The 17,021-nt window shown below is 68.0% G+C and carries 15 protein-coding genes; 10 read left to right on the top strand and 5 right to left on the bottom strand.

Annotated features, from left to right (window positions below):
- Window positions 1-3: 3 nt before the first annotated feature.
- The 3 genes from polA (at window position 4) to ACOTSS_RS02110 (ending at window position 4,175) form a co-directional block, all read left to right on the top strand.
- Entirely contained in the window at window positions 4-2,817 is a 2,814-nt protein-coding gene (gene polA / locus ACOTSS_RS02120; RefSeq protein WP_448689915.1) for a DNA polymerase I, read from the top strand.
- The gene (locus tag ACOTSS_RS02115; protein WP_448689914.1) at window positions 2,814-3,317 is read left to right on the top strand and encodes a hypothetical protein; all 504 of its coding nucleotides are present in this window, start codon (window positions 2,814-2,816) and stop codon (window positions 3,315-3,317) included. The genes polA and ACOTSS_RS02115 overlap by 4 nt, the downstream gene beginning before the upstream one ends.
- A 171-nt stretch (window positions 3,318-3,488) precedes the next feature.
- Window positions 3,489-4,175 carry a CDP-alcohol phosphatidyltransferase family protein gene (locus ACOTSS_RS02110; RefSeq protein WP_448689913.1) on the top strand — a complete coding sequence of 229 codons (687 nt, stop codon included), beginning with the start codon at window positions 3,489-3,491 and terminating at the stop codon, window positions 4,173-4,175.
- A 39-nt stretch (window positions 4,176-4,214) separates the two neighbouring features.
- Here the strand turns inward: ACOTSS_RS02110 and ACOTSS_RS02105 are convergent, their stop codons facing one another.
- The gene (locus ACOTSS_RS02105; protein WP_448689912.1) at window positions 4,215-5,105 is read right to left on the bottom strand and encodes a prephenate dehydratase; all 891 of its coding nucleotides are present in this window, start codon (window positions 5,103-5,105) and stop codon (window positions 4,215-4,217) included.
- A 166-nt stretch (window positions 5,106-5,271) separates the two neighbouring features.
- Here ACOTSS_RS02105 and ACOTSS_RS02100 point away from each other — a divergent pair, with 166 nt between their 5' ends.
- Window positions 5,272-5,901, top strand: a complete 630-nt coding sequence (locus tag ACOTSS_RS02100; protein WP_448689911.1) for a c-type cytochrome — start codon at window positions 5,272-5,274, stop codon at window positions 5,899-5,901.
- Window positions 5,901-6,335: a c-type cytochrome gene (locus tag ACOTSS_RS02095; RefSeq protein WP_448689910.1), complete on the top strand. Its 435-nt coding sequence runs from the start codon at window positions 5,901-5,903 to the stop codon at window positions 6,333-6,335. Before ACOTSS_RS02100 ends, ACOTSS_RS02095 begins: the two co-directional genes overlap by 1 nt.
- A 175-nt stretch (window positions 6,336-6,510) precedes the next feature.
- Here ACOTSS_RS02095 and ACOTSS_RS02090 read toward each other — a convergent pair whose 3' ends face one another.
- Together ACOTSS_RS02090 and ACOTSS_RS02085 are read right to left on the bottom strand one after the other, a co-directional pair.
- Window positions 6,511-7,383 carry an LOG family protein gene (locus ACOTSS_RS02090; protein ID WP_448689909.1) on the bottom strand — a complete coding sequence of 291 codons (873 nt, stop codon included), beginning with the start codon at window positions 7,381-7,383 and terminating at the stop codon, window positions 6,511-6,513.
- A 37-nt stretch (window positions 7,384-7,420) separates the two neighbouring features.
- On the bottom strand, window positions 7,421-8,122 hold the full coding sequence (locus ACOTSS_RS02085; protein WP_448689908.1) for an extensin family protein: 702 nt from the start codon (window positions 8,120-8,122) through the stop codon (window positions 7,421-7,423).
- Window positions 8,123-8,293: 171 nt separating this feature from the next.
- Between ACOTSS_RS02085 and ACOTSS_RS02080 the strand changes: the two genes are divergently transcribed.
- The 4 genes from ACOTSS_RS02080 to ACOTSS_RS02065 all read left to right on the top strand — a co-directional run bounded on the left by ACOTSS_RS02080 (window position 8,294) and on the right by ACOTSS_RS02065 (window position 13,920).
- Window positions 8,294-9,421 (top strand): phosphoserine transaminase, encoded by a 1,128-nt coding sequence (locus ACOTSS_RS02080; RefSeq protein ID WP_448689907.1) that lies wholly within the window; start codon window positions 8,294-8,296, stop codon window positions 9,419-9,421.
- A gap of 85 nt (window positions 9,422-9,506) precedes the next feature.
- The gene (serA, locus tag ACOTSS_RS02075; protein WP_448689906.1) at window positions 9,507-11,093 is read left to right on the top strand and encodes a phosphoglycerate dehydrogenase; all 1,587 of its coding nucleotides are present in this window, start codon (window positions 9,507-9,509) and stop codon (window positions 11,091-11,093) included.
- Between the two features lie 170 nt (window positions 11,094-11,263).
- Window positions 11,264-12,379 carry an ATP phosphoribosyltransferase regulatory subunit gene (locus ACOTSS_RS02070; RefSeq protein WP_448689905.1) on the top strand — a complete coding sequence of 372 codons (1,116 nt, stop codon included), beginning with the start codon at window positions 11,264-11,266 and terminating at the stop codon, window positions 12,377-12,379.
- Between the two features lie 251 nt (window positions 12,380-12,630).
- The gene (locus ACOTSS_RS02065; RefSeq protein ID WP_448689904.1) at window positions 12,631-13,920 is read left to right on the top strand and encodes an adenylosuccinate synthase; all 1,290 of its coding nucleotides are present in this window, start codon (window positions 12,631-12,633) and stop codon (window positions 13,918-13,920) included.
- Here ACOTSS_RS02065 and ACOTSS_RS02060 read toward each other — a convergent pair.
- Entirely contained in the window at window positions 13,910-14,746 is an 837-nt protein-coding gene (locus ACOTSS_RS02060; RefSeq protein ID WP_448689903.1) for a haloalkane dehalogenase, read from the bottom strand. The genes ACOTSS_RS02065 and ACOTSS_RS02060 overlap by 11 nt on opposite strands.
- A 150-nt stretch (window positions 14,747-14,896) precedes the next feature.
- Here ACOTSS_RS02060 and ACOTSS_RS02055 point away from each other — a divergent pair, with 150 nt between their 5' ends.
- A complete protein-coding gene (locus ACOTSS_RS02055; RefSeq protein ID WP_448689902.1) occupies window positions 14,897-15,487 on the top strand; it encodes an NADPH-dependent FMN reductase in 591 nt (196 codons plus the stop codon).
- A gap of 136 nt (window positions 15,488-15,623) precedes the next feature.
- On the opposite strand, the gene ACOTSS_RS02050 is transcribed toward ACOTSS_RS02055, so the two are convergent.
- Complete coding sequence (locus ACOTSS_RS02050; protein WP_448689901.1) at window positions 15,624-16,934, bottom strand: spinster family MFS transporter; 1,311 nt, start codon at window positions 16,932-16,934, stop codon at window positions 15,624-15,626.
- Window positions 16,935-17,021: the final 87 nt, after the last annotated feature.

The raw sequence follows: 17,021 nt of genomic DNA, 5'->3' as shown, positions 1-17,021 counted from the left end.
GCCATGTCCGAGAAGAATCATCTCTATCTGGTCGATGGCTCCAGCTACATCTTCCGCGCCTATCACCGCCTGCCGCCGCTGACGAACCCCAACGGCGTGCCGGTCGGCGCGGTCTACGGCTACACCACGATGCTGTGGAAACTGGCGAAGGATCTGAACGATGCCGAGGAGCCGACGCACCTGGCCGTCATCCTCGACCATTCGAGCCAGTCGTTCCGCAACGAGATCTACGACCAGTACAAGGCGAACCGGCCGCCGCCACCCGAGGATCTGGTCCCGCAATTTCCGCTGATCCGCGACGCGACGCGCGCCTTTTCGCTGCCGTGCATCGAGATGGCGGGTTTCGAGGCCGACGACCTGATCGCAAGCTATGCCGAGGCCGCGGTGCGCGAGGGCTGGGACGTCACCATCGTGTCGTCGGACAAGGACCTGATGCAGCTCGTCCGCGAGCCGACCGACGGCTCGCCGCGCGTCGACATGCTCGACACGATGAAGAACGTCCATATCGGGCTGGAGGCGGTGAACGAGAAGTTCGGCGTCACCCCCGACCTTGTCGGCGACGTGCTCGCGCTGATGGGCGACAGCGTCGACAATGTCCCCGGCGTGCGCGGGGTCGGGCCGAAGACCGCGACCAAGCTGATCCAGGAATATGGCAATCTGACCGCGGCGCTCGACGGCGCCAAGGGCATGAAACCGTCGAAGCTGCGCGAAAACCTGATCGAGCACCGCGCGATGGCCGAACTGTCGCGCATCCTCGTCGACCTGAAGCGCGACTGCCCGCTGCCCGATCCACTCGACGCGCTGAAGCTCGGCGCGATCCCGCCGGGCCCGCTCAAGCTGTTCCTCGACGAACATGGCTTCCGCTCGCTGTCGGCGAAGCTCGACAATGGCGTCGCGCCGTCGGGACCGCCAACGCTGCCGCGCACGGGCGCCGCGCCGGCCGCAGCGCCTGCTGCACCCTCGACCCCGACCCTGCCCCCGATGCCCGCGATCGACCGATCGCTGTACGAGACGGTGACGACGATCGAGGCGCTCGACCGCTGGATCGAGGCAGCGCGCGCGGCGCACGTCGTCGCGGTCGACACCGAGACCGCGAGCCTCGACAGCGTCACCGGCGACCTCGTCGGGGTCAGCCTGTCGACCGGGCCGGGCAAGGCCTGCTACATTCCGCTCGGCCACGGCGGCACCGACATGTTCGCCGAAAAGCCCGACCAGATTCCCATGGCCGACGCGCTCGGCCGCCTCCACGCGCTGTTCGCCGACGAGGCGGTGCTGAAGGTCGGGCACAATCTCAAATATGACATCGGCGTGCTCGCGCAGCACGGGGTGAGCATCGCGCCCTATGACGACACGCTGGTGATGAGCTTCGCGCTCGACGCGGGCAAGCATCAGCACGGGCTCGACGAGCTGGCGAAGCTCCACCTCGACCATGTCTGCCTGACCTTCAAGGAGATGTGCGGGACGGGCAAGGCGCAGATCAGCTTCGCCGAAGTGCCGCTCGACCGCGCGACCGCCTATGCCGCCGAGGACGCCGAAGTCGCGTGGCGGCTGTGGAAACTGCTCAAGCTGCGCCTGCCGATCGAGGGCGGCACCCGCATCTACGAAATGGTCGACCGCCCGCTCGCCGCGATCGTCGAGGGGATGGAGCGCGCCGGCATCATGGTGAACCGCGACTATCTCGCGCGGCTGTCGGGCGAGTTCGCGAACGACATGCTGCGCATGGAGGGCGAGATCCACGGCCTCGCCGGCCAGCCCTTCGCGATCGGCAGCCCCAAGCAGCTCGGCGAGATCCTGTTCGACAAGCTGGGGCTCAAGGGCGGGCGCAAGGGCAAGTCGGGGGTGTGGTCGACCGACCAGACCGAGCTCGAACGGCTCGAACGCGACGGCGTGCCGATCGCGCGCAAAATATTGGAATGGCGCCAGCTCGCCAAGCTCAAGTCGACCTACACCGACGCGCTGCAGGAACAGATCAACGCGGTGACCGGGCGCGTCCACACGAGCTACAGCCTCGTCGGTGCGCAGACGGGCCGGCTGTCGTCGACCGACCCCAATCTCCAGAACATCCCGATCCGCACCGAGACCGGACGCCAGATCCGCGACGCCTTCATCGCGGCGCCGGGTCATGTGCTGATGGCGGCGGACTATAGCCAGATCGAGTTGCGCCTCGCCGCGCACATGGCCGACGTGCCCGAGCTCAAGGAGGCGTTCGCGCGCGGCGACGACATTCACGCCGCGACCGCGATCGAACTGTTCGGCGAGGTCAATCGCGACACCCGCGGTAAGGCGAAGACGGTCAATTTCTCCATCCTCTACGGCATTTCGCGCTGGGGCCTCGCCGGACGGCTCGAGATCACCCCCGACGAGGCGCAGGCGCTGATCGCCCGCTATTTCGAACGCTTCCCCGGCATTTCGGACTATATCACCGACACGCTCGAAGGCGCGCGCGCGAAGGGCTATACCGAGACCTTGTTCGGGCGGAAGACTTGGTTCCCGCGCATCAAGGCGGCGAGCCAGCACGAGCGCGCGGGCAGCGAACGCGCCGCGATCAACGCGCCGATCCAGGGCACCAGCGCCGACCTGATCAAGCGCGCGATGGCGCGCATGCCCGCGGCACTCGCCGACGCCGGACTGTCCGACGTGAAAATGCTGCTCCAGGTTCACGACGAACTCGTGTTCGAAGCCCCCGAGGCTCAGGCCGAAGCCGCGGGCGAGATCATCCGCCGCGTAATGATGGGCGCCGCCGAGCCCGCGCTGACGCTCTCGGTGCCGCTGGAAGTCGAGATCGGCACCGGCAAGAGCTGGGGCGACGCGCATTGATCGCCGCCCTGCTGCTGCTCACCGCCGATCCGGCGCCCATGCAGGCCCCGCCTCCCGCCGCCGCCGAAGCGCCTGCGCCTTTGCCGTCCGCGCCCGTCGCCGATAGCGATATCCGCGAATATGCGGCGATCGTCGGGCGCAAGGCGGTCGGCAGGCCCGTCGGCGGTCCTTTCGGCACCGCCGACAAGGTGCTGATCATCGCGCGCGACGACAAGGGTTATCCGGCCGTCGGCGCGAGCTTCGGATTTCCGGTTCGCGAATCGCTGCCTGCCCCGCCCGCCGGAACGCTGGCGGTCGTGCGGCTGCACCAGAAGCCCAGCGTCGTGATGCCGGGGCCGACCGACGACGACTTCGCATTCGTCGCGGCGAACCGGCTGCCCTTGTTCGTGATCGGCGAATGGGCGCGCCCGGCGCCGATGTGGGAAATCGCATGGCTCGACGGCGCGGTTCGCTATCGCACCGTGGGCGAGGTCGGCGAAATCGGACCCTGGCGGGACTAGGGTCAGGACCCCAGCCTCACCCCGCGACGGATAATCGCCGAGCCGCCACGCTGGCCGGATGGCCCGAGCCCCCAGGCGGCGCCCGCCCTTCCCTTGCCCGGCATTCGCGCCTATGACCGCAGCGTGACGTCTGGCTGACACAGATGTGACGGCCATCGACGAAAGACCGGCATGCACAATAATCTGCCCAGTACCGCTACAACAATTCAGCCGCCGACGCGCATCCAGCAGAATATCCTCGCGCGCAGCGAGCGGCGGGTGCTCAACTGGCTGTGCGCGCGCCTTCCCGGCTGGGTGACCCCCGACCAGCTCACCGCGCTGGGCTTCGCGGGCGCGGTGCTCGTCGCGGCGGGCTATATGCTGAGCTGGATCGACGACGAATGGCTGGGGCTGTCGCTCGCCGGCTATATCGTCAACTGGTTCGGCGACTCGCTCGACGGCAGTCTGGCGCGCTGGCGCCACATCGAGCGTCCCTCCTACGGCTATTTCGTCGATCACAGCGTCGACGGGCTCGCGATCGTGCTGATCGTCGGCGGTATCGGGGCCAGCCCCTATTTCCGCCTCGACGTCGCGCTGTTCGGCGCGATCGGCTATCTGCTGCTCGCGATCCACACCTTCCTCTCGGCGAAGGTCCTCGGCGAATTCCGTCTCTCCTACATGGCGGGCGGGCCGACCGAGCTCCGCCTGATGCTCATGGCGATGACGATGATCATGCCGCTGGTCGGCGGCGCCTCGGTGCTCGGCACCAGCTTCTCGGCCTTCGACCTTTTCGGCCTGGGCGTCGCGAGCATCCTGGTGACGCTGTTCGTCATCCAGAGCCTTGCGACCGCGCGGCTGCTCCGCAAGCGCGGCGGCTGAGCATCTCTTGAGTTCGGCGGCGCGGGCCCGCGCCGGAAATTACCCCCGCACCCGCGCCATCGGATAGGTGCCGAGCAGGCGCAGCGATTTGGTCTGGAAATCGAGCTCCTCGAGCGCGCGGTCGATCGTCTCCTCGCCCGGCGCGCCGACGATGTCGGCGTAGAAGGTCGTCGCGGCGAAGCTGCCGCCGACCTGATAGCTTTCGAGCTTGGTCATGTTGACGCCGTTGGTCGCGAAGCCGCCAAGCGCCTTGTAGAGCGCGGCGGGCACATTCTTCACCTCGAAGATGAAGGTCGTCATCAGCGGCACATCCCGCGGCGGCGCGGCGAGCGGTTCGCGCGCGAGGACGACGAAGCGCGTCATATTATGATCGGCATCCTCCATGCCGGTGCCATGCAGCGTCAGCCCATAGAGGTCGGCGGCGTGCGGCGGCGCGAGCGCGGCGAGCCCGACCTCGTCGCTGTCGGCGACCCAGGCGGCGGCGCCCGCGGTATCGCTATGCGCGACGGGCGCAATGCCGTTGGCGCGCAGCCACTGGCGGCACTGGCCGAGCGCCTGCTCGTGGCTCATCGCGCGCGTCACCGGGCCGAGGTCGCGGCTCATCAGGCCATAGCGGATCGGCAGGAAATGCTCGCCGACGATCGACAGGCCGGATTCGGGCAGCAGGAAGTGAATGTCGGCGACGCGGCCGTGCAGGCTGTTCTCGATCGGGATGATCGCGCGGTCGACGCGCCCCTCGCGCACCGCCTCGATCGCGTCCTCGAACGCATAGCAGGGCAGCGGCAGCGCATGCGCGTCATATTCGCGCGCGGCGAGATCGCTGTTGGCGCCCGGCGCGCCCTGAAAGGCAAGGCCGCGCGCCGGTTCGGCGAGCGCCGCCGCCTTCATCTCGTCGACCAACCGCTGCGCCGAAGCCGAATAGCTGCCCATATCTGCCTTCCCTGGAGTGCGCGGCGGCGCATAGCCGGACGGCCCGCACCGCGCAACTGTGCCGAGCGGCCTTCATCCCCTTGCGCCGCCGCGCGCGCGCCAGTAAGGGAGCGGCCAATCATATCATGCGCCCCAGCCGCGGGCGCCAGCGAACGGGGCTGCTAGCATGGACAATCGCAACAATACTATTGCCGGATGGGTGCTGTTCGCGGGCATTTGCGCGCTCGGACTGTCGATCGGTTCGGGCATGTTGAATGCGAGCCATAATCCCGAAAAGCCGGGCTTCCCGATCGAGGACGCTGAAGCCGGTGCCGCCGGCGGCGAATCGGCCGTGCCGCTCGCCAACCTGCTCGCCACCGCAGACCCCGCCAAGGGCGAGACGGTGTTCGCGAAGTGCGCGGCGTGCCACACGGTCAACTCGGGCGGCGCCAATGGCATCGGCCCCAATCTTTTCGGCACACTGGGCGAGGAAATCGGCCACGGTAAGCACGGCTTCGCCTTCTCCTCGGCCCTGTCGGGCATGGGCGGAAGCTGGGATTTCGAAAAGATGGACAAGTGGCTGACCAGCCCGCGCAAGTTCGCGCCGGGCACCAAAATGTCCTTCGCCGGCCTGTCGAGCGCCGAGGATCGCGCCAACCTGATCGTCTATCTGAACGCGCAGGGTTCGAACCTGCCGCTTCCGGCGCCCGAGGCCGCTCCGGCCGCCGACGCGGCGGCGGCGCCCGCCGAGGGCGACAAGGCGGCTGCCCCCGCCGATGCCGCGGCCGCACCGGCTCCCGCCGAAGCCAAGAAATAATGCGCGCGGCGTCCGCCCTGCTGGCGGGCGCCCTGGCGCTCGCCGGCTGCGGCAAGCCGCAGGACGCGCCGTCCCCGGACACCGCGAGCGCTGACGCGCCCGCCGCTCCGGCTGCCGCGATCGAACCGACCGCCGCGATGGGCGAGCAGGTCTTCAAGCGCTGCGTCGCCTGCCACACGATCGACAAGGACGGCGCCAACGGCATCGGCCCGGGCCTCCATGGCATCGTCGGCCGCGCGGTCGCCGCACACCCCGGCTTCTCCTATTCGGGCGCGATGAAGGCGAAGGGCGGCACCTGGGACGAGGCCGCGCTCGACACCTATCTTGCCGAACCGATGAAGACCGTGCCCGGCACGCGCATGGCCTTCGCCGGCGTCATCGACCCGGCCGACCGCAAGGCGCTGATCCTCTATCTGAAAGCGCAGTCGGAATAATCCCCCTTCCCCCTTGATGGGGAAGGATACGCGGCCTTATCGCGGAGCGATTAGGCGGAGTTCGATGGGGGTGATGGCGCGGGGTAGCGCAAGGCCGAGAGCTCACCCCCTCCGCTGCAACTAGCCAGCAAGCTGGCAAGTTTCGCTGCCTCCCCCATCAAGGGGGAGGACCATTCTAGTGATGCTCGGCGTTCGCGTAGAAATCCTGGATGATGGTCCACGCCTCCTCCGCCGTCTCGACGAAGGTGAACAGGTCGAGGTCGCGGGCGCTGACCACGCCTTCCTCGACCAGCGCCTCGAAATTGACGACGCGGTTCCAGAAGGATTTGCCGAACAGTACGATCGGGATCGGCTTGATCTTGCCGGTCTGGATCAGCGTCAGCAGCTCGAACATCTCGTCGAAGGTGCCGAAGCCGCCCGGAAAGACCGCGACCGCGCGCGCGCGGAGCAGGAAGTGCATCTTGCGGAGCGCGAAATAGTGGAACTGAAAGCTCAGCTCCGGGGTCACATAGCGGTTCGGCGCCTGTTCGTGCGGCAAAACGATGTTGAGCCCGATCGATTCGCGCCCTTCGTCGGCGGCGCCGCGGTTCGCGGCCTCCATGATCGACGGCCCGCCGCCCGAGCAGACCACGAAATGGCGGTCGCCATTGGCGTCGACCGGCACCTGGCTTGCCAGGCGCGCGAGCTTCCGCGCTTCCTCATAATATTTCGCCTTGGCCTTCAGTCGCCGCGCGATGTTGCGCGAAGCGTCGTCGGTCGCCGCGGTCTCGAGCGCATCGGCCTCGCCGGGCTCGGGAATTCGCGCCGAGCCATAGATGACGAGCGTCGATTCGATCTTCGCCTCGTCGAGCAGCAGTTCGGGCTTGAGCAGTTCGAGCTGGAAGCGGACCGGGCGCAGATCCTCGCGCAGCAGGAAGTCGGTGTCCTGAAAGGCGAGCCGATAGGCCGTGCTGGCGGTCTGGGGGGTGGAGGTCGCCTGCTGGGCGAATTCGGCGTCGTCCTTGGCCTTGTGGAACCGCGAACGATGGGGTTGTTTCTCTTTTGTCATTAGGGAGCGGCTAGCGACTTCCCCGCGCTTTGCCAAGTCAGCGGCAATATCCGTTGCCGCTCATGTCGAGATGGAAATGATTATAGTGCGCCGCATTGTAATCGGGACTGAGCACGGTTCCGAAGCGCCGGCACGCCGATTTGTGCAGCGCGCGCAGGAAATCCTGCGACGTCTTGTCGCCATTCCAGCCGCCGTCGAGCATGATCCGCCGCCCATCGGCGAGCACGAAGCCCGCGACATCGACCGCGTTCGAGGAAGCATGCTGCGACAGTCGCCCCGATCGGCCGCCATAGATGTTGCGGCAGCTGTAGGTGCCGAAGGTCTCGATCTTCACCACCTCGGTGCCGAAATAGGCACGCGCCGCGGGGCGCACCGCATATTGCGCCCAGGCGGCGAAGTTGCGCGCGAGCGGACAGGTCATCGCGCCGAGGTTGGTGACCGGGGTGCCGATGTCGAGCAGCTTCACCGAATCGATCGAGGTGCAGCCGCCGCCATGATCCTCGTTGGGAAGCGGGGTGAAGCGCACGCCCGCCCGCTGGAGGTCGAACGCGCATTGCTTCGCCTCGGCGCTGGTGAAGGAGGGGGTGCCCACGCTCTGGGGGCGATCGGGCTTCGATGCGCCCGGCCGCTTGCCGCCATATTGCTTCATCGCGTCGGGAGCGCCGAAACAGGCGGACAGCGCCAGCGCCGCGGTCATCGCGAGGAGCATCCGGGGCTTCAGGAGCGTCGGGATCGCCATGGCGTCAAATTACCGACAAATTGGTAAAGAAGCTCTTAACCATTGACTCGGCTCACCGATAATTTCGCGCGGCCTGCGCATTTTGTTTGACAGTTTCGCGGCCCGCCCTAAACGCGGCGCCGGGCCACGCGGTCCCAACGCCGCGCGCGCTCTCTGCAAGGAGAGACTATGATGAGTGAAGTGCCGACGCCACAGGTGCGCCCGACGCGCCCCTATTTTTCTTCCGGTCCCTGCGCCAAGCCGCCGGTCTGGTCCCCCGACAAACTCGCCACCGAATCGCTGGGCCGGTCGCACCGCGCCAAGATCGGCAAGACGCGCCTCCAATATTGCATCGACCTGATGCGCGAGATGCTGCAACTTCCCGACACCCACCGTATCGGCATCGTGCCCGGATCGGACACCGGCGCCTTCGAAATGGCGATGTGGACGATGCTCGGCGCGCGTCCCGTCACGACGCTGGCGTGGGAGAGCTTCGGCGAGGGCTGGGTCACCGACGCGGCCAAGCAGCTCAAGCTCGACCCCACCGTCATCCGCGCCGATTACGGCCAGCTTCCCGACCTGACGCAGGTCGACTGGTCGAACGACGTCCTTTTCACCTGGAACGGCACCACCAGCGGCGTGCGTGTCCCGAACGGCGACTGGATCCCGGCAGATCGCGAGGGCCTCGCCTTCGCCGACGCGACCTCGGCGGTGTTCGCCTACGACCTGCCGTGGGACAAGATCGACGTCGCGACCTTCAGCTGGCAGAAAGTGCTCGGCGGCGAAGGCGGTCACGGTGTGCTGATCCTCGGCCCCCGCGCGGTCGAGCGGCTCGAAACCCACACCCCCGCCTGGCCGCTGCCGAAGGTGTTCCGCCTCGTCTCGAAGGGCGCGCTCGCCGAGGGCGTGTTCAAGGGCGAGACGATCAACACCCCGTCGATGCTCGCGGTCGAGGATGCGATCTTCGCGCTCGAATGGGCGAAATCGCTGGGCGGTCTCGACGGCCTGAAAGCACGCAGCGACGCGAATGCCGCGGCGCTCGACACGATCGTCGAAGGCCGCGATTGGCTGAGCCACCTCGCCGCCGATCCCGCGAGCCGGTCGAAGACCTCGGTCTGCCTGTCGGTCGCGGGCGCCGACGCCGACTTCATCAAGAAGTTCGCCGGGCTGCTCGAAAAGGAAGGCGCGGCCTATGATGTCGCGGGCTACCGCGACGCCCCGCCGGGCCTGCGCATCTGGTGCGGCGCGACGGTCGACACCGCCGACATCGAGGCGCTCGGGCCCTGGCTCGACTGGGCCTACGCCTCGCTCAACGCATAACGTCGTCCCAGCGAAAGCTGGGACCGCTATCGATCATCCCCATTCCCAACGATCCCAGCTTTCGCTGGGATGACGGAGAAAGCCAATGACCACACCCAAAGTCCTCATCAGCGACAAGATGGACCCCAAGGCCGCCGCGATCTTCAAGGAACGCGGCATCGACGTCGACGTCATCACCGGCAAGACCAAGGACGAACTGATCGCGATGATCGGCGACTATGACGGTCTCGCCATCCGTTCGGCCACCAAGGTCACCGCCGACGTCCTCGCCGCCGCGACCAATCTCAAGGTGGTCGGCCGCGCCGGCATCGGCGTCGACAATGTCGACATCCCGGAGGCGTCGAAGAAGGGCGTCATCGTGATGAACACCCCCTTCGGCAACTCGATCACCACCGCCGAGCATGCGATCGCGATGATGTTCGCGCTCGCACGCCAGATTCCCGAAGCCAATGCGCTGACGCAGGCGGGCAAATGGCCGAAGAACGACTTCATGGGGGTCGAGCTGACGCAGAAGACGCTCGGCCTGATCGGCTGCGGCAATATCGGCAGCATCGTCGCCGAGCGCGCGCTGGGCCTGCGCATGAAGGTCGTCGCCTTCGACCCCTTCCTGACCCCCGAGCGCGCGATCGAGCTGGGCGTCGAAAAGGCCGATCTCGACACCTTGCTCGCCAAGGCCGACTTCATCACGCTGCACACGCCGCTGACCGACCAGACACGGAATATCCTGTCGAAGGAGAATCTCGCCAAGACCAAGAAGGGCGTGCGGATCATCAACTGCGCGCGCGGCGGGCTGATCGACGAGGCGGCGCTCAAGGAGGCGCTCGACGGCGGCCATGTCGCGGGCGCGGCGCTCGACGTCTTCGCGCAGGAACCGCCCGCGGCCGACCATCCGCTGCTCAGCACCCCGAACTTCATCTGCACGCCGCACCTCGGCGCCTCGACCGACGAGGCGCAGGTCAATGTCGCCATTCAGGTGGCCGAGCAGATTTCGGACTATCTGCTGACCGGCGGCATCACCAACGCACTCAACGTTCCCAGCCTGTCGGCCGAGGAAGCGCCGAAGCTGCGCCCCTATATGAGCCTTGCCGAAAAGCTCGGCAGTCTCGTCGGCCAGCTCGCGCACGACAACCTCACCACCATCTCGATCGAGGTCGAAGGCGCGGCGGCGGAGCTCAACCTCAAGCCGATCACCGCCGCGGTGCTCACCGGACTGATGCGCCGCTATTCGGACAGCGTGAACATGGTCAACGCCCCGCACCTCGCACGCGAGCGGGGGCTCGACATCCGCGAGGTGCGCCATGATCGCGAGGGCGATTACCATACCCTCGTCCGCGTCACCGTCGCGACGAGCCAGGGCGACCGCTCGGTCGCGGGCACGCTGTTCGGCAACAACGAGCCGCGGCTGGTCGAGATGTTCGGGATCAAGGTCGAGGCCGATCTCGACGGCCATATGCTCTATATCGTCAACGAGGACGCGCCGGGCTTCATCGGCCGCATCGGCACCGCGCTCGGCGAAGCGGGGCTCAACATCGGCACCTTCCACCTCGGCCGCCGCGCCGCGGGGGGCGAGGCGGTGCTGCTGCTGTCGCTCGACTCGCCGCTGCCCGAACCGATGCTGTGGCAGATCTGCCAGCTCCCCGGCGTGAAGACGGTGAAGGGGCTGACGTTCTGAACTACGACACGCCCTCCCCTTCAGGGGAGGGCAGCGAGCCCCGGATCAAGTCCGGGGCGCAGCGGGTGGGGGCCAGAGGCCTTGCGCTAACCTCGAGCCCCACCCCAACCCCTCCCCTGAAGGGGAGGGGCTTTCACAAGCCCGTACCACGGGCTAGGAGAGCCACCGCAATGACCAAGGCCCCCGCCCTGCTGCCCGAAGGCCTCCGCGACCGCCTGCCGCAACAGGCGGAGGCGGCGTCGCGCGTCACCCGCGCGCTGGTCGATGCGATGCGCTCGCACGGCTATGGCCGCGTCGCGCCGCCGCTCGCCGAATTCCGCGAAACGCTGGGCGGCGATGACGAGCGGTCGGCGCGCGACCTTCTCCGCTTCACCGACCCCGTGTCGCAGCGCACCCTTGCGCTCCGCCCCGACATCACGCGGCAGGTCGGGCGCATCGCGACCTCGCTGCTCGCCCATGCGCCGCGGCCGCTGCGCCTCTGCTACGCCGGCCAGGTCGTCAAGCTGCGCGCGAGCCAGCTGCGTCCCGCGCGCGAAATGCTGCAGGTCGGCGCCGAGCTGATCGGCAGCGACAGCGTCGCCGCGGCGCGGGAGATCGTGACCGTCGCGATCGACGCGCTCGAAGCGGCCGGGATCGGCCCCGTCACCATCGACTTCACCCTGCCCGACGTCGTCGACCTGCTCGCGGGCGGACCGCTGCCCGTCGATGCCGACATCCAGCAACTGCGCGACGAACTCGACGCCAAGGATGCCGGCGCGCTCGTGCGGCTCGGCGCCGAGGCCTGGCTGCCGCTGCTGCGCGCGACGGGACCGTTCGACCGGGCGATCGCCGACCTTCGCGCCTTCGACACCGCGGGCGTGTTGACGAGCCGGATCGAGGCGCTCGAAGCGATCGCGGCGCCGGTGCGCGGCCGCGCCGACCTGACCCTCGATCCGACCGAGCGGCACGGCTTCGCCTATCAGAGCTGGTTCGGCTTCCAGATCTTCGTTCCCGGTCAGGGCGACGCGATCGGCCGCGGCGGCGCCTATGCGATTCCGGTCGGCGAGGACCGCGAAGAACCCGCGGTCGGCTTTTCGCTCTATCCCGACCCGCTGATCGACGCGGGGCTGGGCGGCGAGGACATCGCCGAACGCCGCATCTTCCTGCCTATCGGCCACGACCCCGCGATCGCCGCGAGCCTGCGCGCCGACGGCTGGCAGACCGTCGCGGCGCTGACCGACGCCGAGGATGCGGCGCGGCTGGACTGTGGGTGGGTGCTGGGCTCCGAAGGGCCGGTCGAGGCGTAACGCTCTTATCCTTCCCTATTATCTCCATTATCTCGTCACCCTGAACTTGTTTCAGGGTCCATGGCCTGCCCTCGAATACAGCGCAGCGCAGAAGGAGAGGCCCGATCATGGATGCTGAAACAAGTTCAGCATGACGGAAGAGGTGGCGCCGGCGTGATCAAAATCGGTTCTATAGTCCCCGCCCTTGCCTCTCCGGCCAAATCCGCTAAGGCCGCGCGGGCCTTGGAGCCAGCAGACAGCAGGACAGCATCATGGCAAATGTTACCGTCATCGGGTCGCAATGGGGCGACGAGGGCAAGGGCAAGATCGTCGACTGGCTCGCCAGCCGCGCCGACGCCGTGGTCCGCTTCCAGGGCGGCCACAACGCCGGCCATACGCTCGTCGTCGGCGAACAGGTCTACAAGCTGTCGCTGCTCCCCTCGGGCATCGTCACCGGCACGCTGTCGATCATCGGCAACGGCGTCGTGCTCGATCCGTGGGCGCTCAGGGACGAGATCGCGAAGCTCCGCGGCCAGGGGGTCGAGATCAACCCCGACAATTTCGCCATCGCCGACAATTGCGCGCTGATCCTGCCCTTTCACCGCGATCTCGACGCGCTGCGCGAGACCGCGGCGGGCGCGGGCAAGATCGGCACCACCGGGCGCGGCATCGGCCCCGCCTATGAGGACAAGGTCGGCCGCCGCGCGATCCGCGTCTGCGACCTCGCGCATCTCGACCATCTCGAACCGCAGATCGACCGCCTGACCGCGCACCACGACGCGCTGCGCGCCGGTTTCGGCGAGCCGCCGATCGACCGCGAGCGCCTGCTCGCCGACCTCGCCGAGATCGCCGACTATGTGCTCGAATATGCGCAGCCGGTGTGGAAGCGCCTCAAAAAGGTGCGCAAGGCCGGCGCGCGCATATTGTTCGAGGGCGCGCAAGGCGTGCTGCTCGACGTCGATCACGGCACCTATCCCTTCGTCACCAGCTCGAACACCGTCAGCGGCACCGCCGCGGCGGGGTCGGGGCTCGGCCCCTCGGCGGTCGGCTTCGTGCTCGGCATCGCCAAGGCCTATACGACGCGCGTCGGCAGCGGCCCCTTCCCCACCGAGCTCGAGGATGCGACCGGCCAGCAACTCGGCGAGCGCGGCCACGAATTCGGCACCGTCACCGGGCGCAAGCGCCGCTGCGGCTGGTTCGACGCGGTGCTCGTGCGCCAGAGCTGCGCGGTGTCGGGCGTCACCGGCATCGCGCTGACCAAGCTCGACGTGCTCGATGGCTTCGACACGATCCGCATCTGCACCGGCTATCGGCTGCGCGGCAAGATCCTCGATTATTTCCCGAGCCACGCCGCCGATCAGGCCGCGGTCGAGCCGATCTACGAGGAAATGGACGGCTGGCACGAATCGACCGCGGGCGCGCGCAGCTATGCCGACCTCCCCGCGCAGGCGATCAAATATATCCAGCGCGTGCAGGAACTGATCGAGACGCCGATCGCGCTCGTCTCGACCAGCCCCGAGCGCGAGGACACCATCCTGATCCGCGATCCGTTCAGCGACTGACGCCAGCCGCCGCCACGTCGCAAATCGCCGCGGCGAAGCCCGCGGGATCGTTCTCCTGCACGAAATGCCCGCCGCTGAGCGTACGGTGCGCCATCCCGCGGGCACCCGGCACGCGCCCGGTGAACAGCGCGTCGCCGCCGCGCGTGATCGGGTCGCCGTCGGTGAAGCAGCAGAGAAAGGGCTTGTCGAAGGCCTCGAGCGCCGCCCACGCCCGCTTCTGGTCGGGCACCGCGACATTGTCGCCGAGCGGCACGAAGGAGGGGAAGATGCGCGCCGCGACCTTCGACGCGCGCGTCGGAAAGGGCGCGTCATAGGCGGCGATCTCCTGGGTGGTCAGCCGCTTCTTCGCCCCCGCGTTGACGATCCGGCCGATCGGTAAGACCGGGCTGAACCGCGAAAAGGCGCGCCAGATCGCGAAGGCGCGCGGCGCGGGCTGACCCTCGGGCAGCCCGCCGTTCGACAGCGCGACCCCGGCGAAGCGCTCGGGCATCTCGGCGACGAGGCGGAGGCCGATCAGCGACCCCCAGTCCTGACAGGCGAGGATGATGCCTTTGAGGTCGAGCGCCTCGATCCACTGCCGCATCCACGCGACCTCGGCGGCATAGCTGTAAGCGGCGCGATCGAGCGGCTTGTCGGAGCGGCCGAAGCCGATCAGGTCGGGCACCACGGCGCGAAAGCCCGCCTCCACCACCGGTCCGATCATGCGCCGGTAGAGATAACCCCAGGTCGGCTCGCCGTGCAGCATCAGCACCGGCTGCGCCTCGCGCGCGCCCTCGTCGACATAATGGACGCAGCCCGTCCGCCAGGTCGCGGTAGTGCGGCGCATAGGGCCAGTCCGGCAGCGCCGCGAAGCGCTCGTCCGGCGTACGATAGACGCGCATGATGATCTCCCCCACTTTGGTCGCCGCCAGCTTAGGGGCCGGACCCGCTCGCGCAAGCGCTTCCGTTTTCGCGGGCGCCGTGGCACGAGGGCGGCATGAGCCGCACCATCCTCGTCTTCTACGGAAGCTATCGTCGCGACCGGCAGGGCATCAAGCTCGCGCGCTGGATCGTCGAAGCCCTCGCCGCGCGCGGCGACCGCGCCGAGCTGGTCGATGCGAAGGCCGTCGACCTGCCGATGCTCGACCGCCGCCATAGCGACTATGCCGAGGGCGAGGCGCCCGCGGCGATGGACGCGCTCGCCGAAACCATCGCGGCCGCCGACGGCTTCGTCTTTGTCACCGGTGAATATAATGGCGGGCTGCAGCCCGGCCTCAAGAATCTGGTCGACCATTATCTGCCGCAATTCGCGTGGCGACCGGCGGCGATCGCCTCCTATTCGGCGGGCCCCTTCGCCGGCATCCGCGCCGCGACCGCGTGGCGCACCACCTTGGGCGCGATGGGGATGGTGGTGACCTCGACCCCGCTCAGCCTTGCCCGCATCGGCGGCGCATTCGACGCGGACGGAGGTCCGATGGGCGAGGATGGCACACGGATCGCCAAGGCGTTCCCGCGCTTCGCCGACGATCTATGCTGGTGGATCGACGCGGCGCGGGCGCAGCGCGCGGGGGCCGGTCAGCCTTTTTAGAACGTGATCATATTTGACGGAAACGTCATCCGAAGGCCGGGATATCACCGGTGCGTCAGCCCGAGACGGCGAGATCCCGGCCTTCGCCGGGATGACGAGAAAGAAGTGACTATGTTTCAGTCTAACCCGATCACGATCAGCCCGACTTGAGCTCGCGCCCAAGGCGCAGGCTCGCGCGCCAGAAGAAGAAGGCGGGGACCAGCCCCAGCCATGCGGCGCCATAGAGGACATAGCGCACGCTCTCCTCGCCATAGGCCGGCGCCAGCGCATCGGACAGCACGCCGAACAGGAAGGGCCCGAAACCGAGCCCGATCAGATTCTGCCCGAACAGCATGATCGACGCCGCGACCGCGCGCGCCTGCGGCCGCACCAGCCCTTGCACGCAGGCATAGGCGGGGCCGTAATAGGCCGAATTGACGATGCTCGGCACGATCAGCAGCGCCATCGCGACCCGCCAATCCTCCATATGATAGCCAAGGAACAGCAGCGGCGCGACGATCGCCATGCCATAGGCGGGCAGGCTCAATATATGCCGCTTGGCGCGCCGCCCGAACACGTCCGCCGCCTTGCCGCCCAGCCAGGTGCCGAACGCCGCCGCCAGCCCCAGGACGACCGCCATCGACAGCCCCGCCTCGGTCGTCGACAGGCCGTGGCTGCGGATGAAGAAGCTGATCGTCCACAGCGCCTTGCCATAGCCGAGGAAGGCCGTGACCGACGCCGCGATCAGGATATAGACGAAGGCGCGCGAGCCGAAGATCTCGCGCAGTGCTGCCCCCGCGGGAAGCCGCGCGGGCGCCGCCGTCGCCGCCTCGGCGACGCGATGATGCCGCGGCTCGCGCATGAAGACCAGCACCGCCAGCGCCAGAATCAGCCCCGGCGCGCCGACGAGCATCAGCGCGACGCGCCAGTTGTAGAGATCGTTGACCACCCCGCCGAGGACCAGCCCGAACAGCGATCCGATCGGGATGCCGAGCCCGTAGAAGGCGATCGCCGACGAGCGCTTCTCGGCCGGAACGCTGTCGGTGATCAGCGAATGCGCGGCGGGGGTGCACCCCGCCTCGCCCACTCCCACGCCGATGCGCGCGAAGAGCAATTGCACGAAATTCTGCGCGAGACCGCACACCGCGGTCATCGCCGACCAGATGGCGAGCGCGAGCGCGATCAGCCGCACCCGGTTCGTTCCCTCCTTGTCGGCGTGGCGCGCGATCGGGATGCCGAGCAGCGCGTAGAAGACCGCGAAGGCCGGCCCCGCGAGCAGCCCCAGTTCGGTATCGGAAAGGCCGAGATCGGCCTTGATCGGCTCGGCGAGGATGTTGACGATCTGCCGGTCGAGGAAGTTGAAGATATAGACGGTCAGCAGGATCCACAGCATCGTCCGCGTCTGCGCGGCGGTGGCACCGGCGGCGCGCGACCCGCGCCCTGCGGCAAGGGCAGGATTTTCGCTCATTTTTCTCTCCCGCCGCCATCGGAGCAGAGCCGGGGCCGGCCTGTCAACGCCGTTGCGCCCGGCCGAAATCGCCGCTTGCAATTGCCG

Source organism: Sphingopyxis sp. NJF-3 (assembly GCF_053514865.1).
This window is presented reverse-complemented; position numbering and strand designations above follow the sequence as displayed.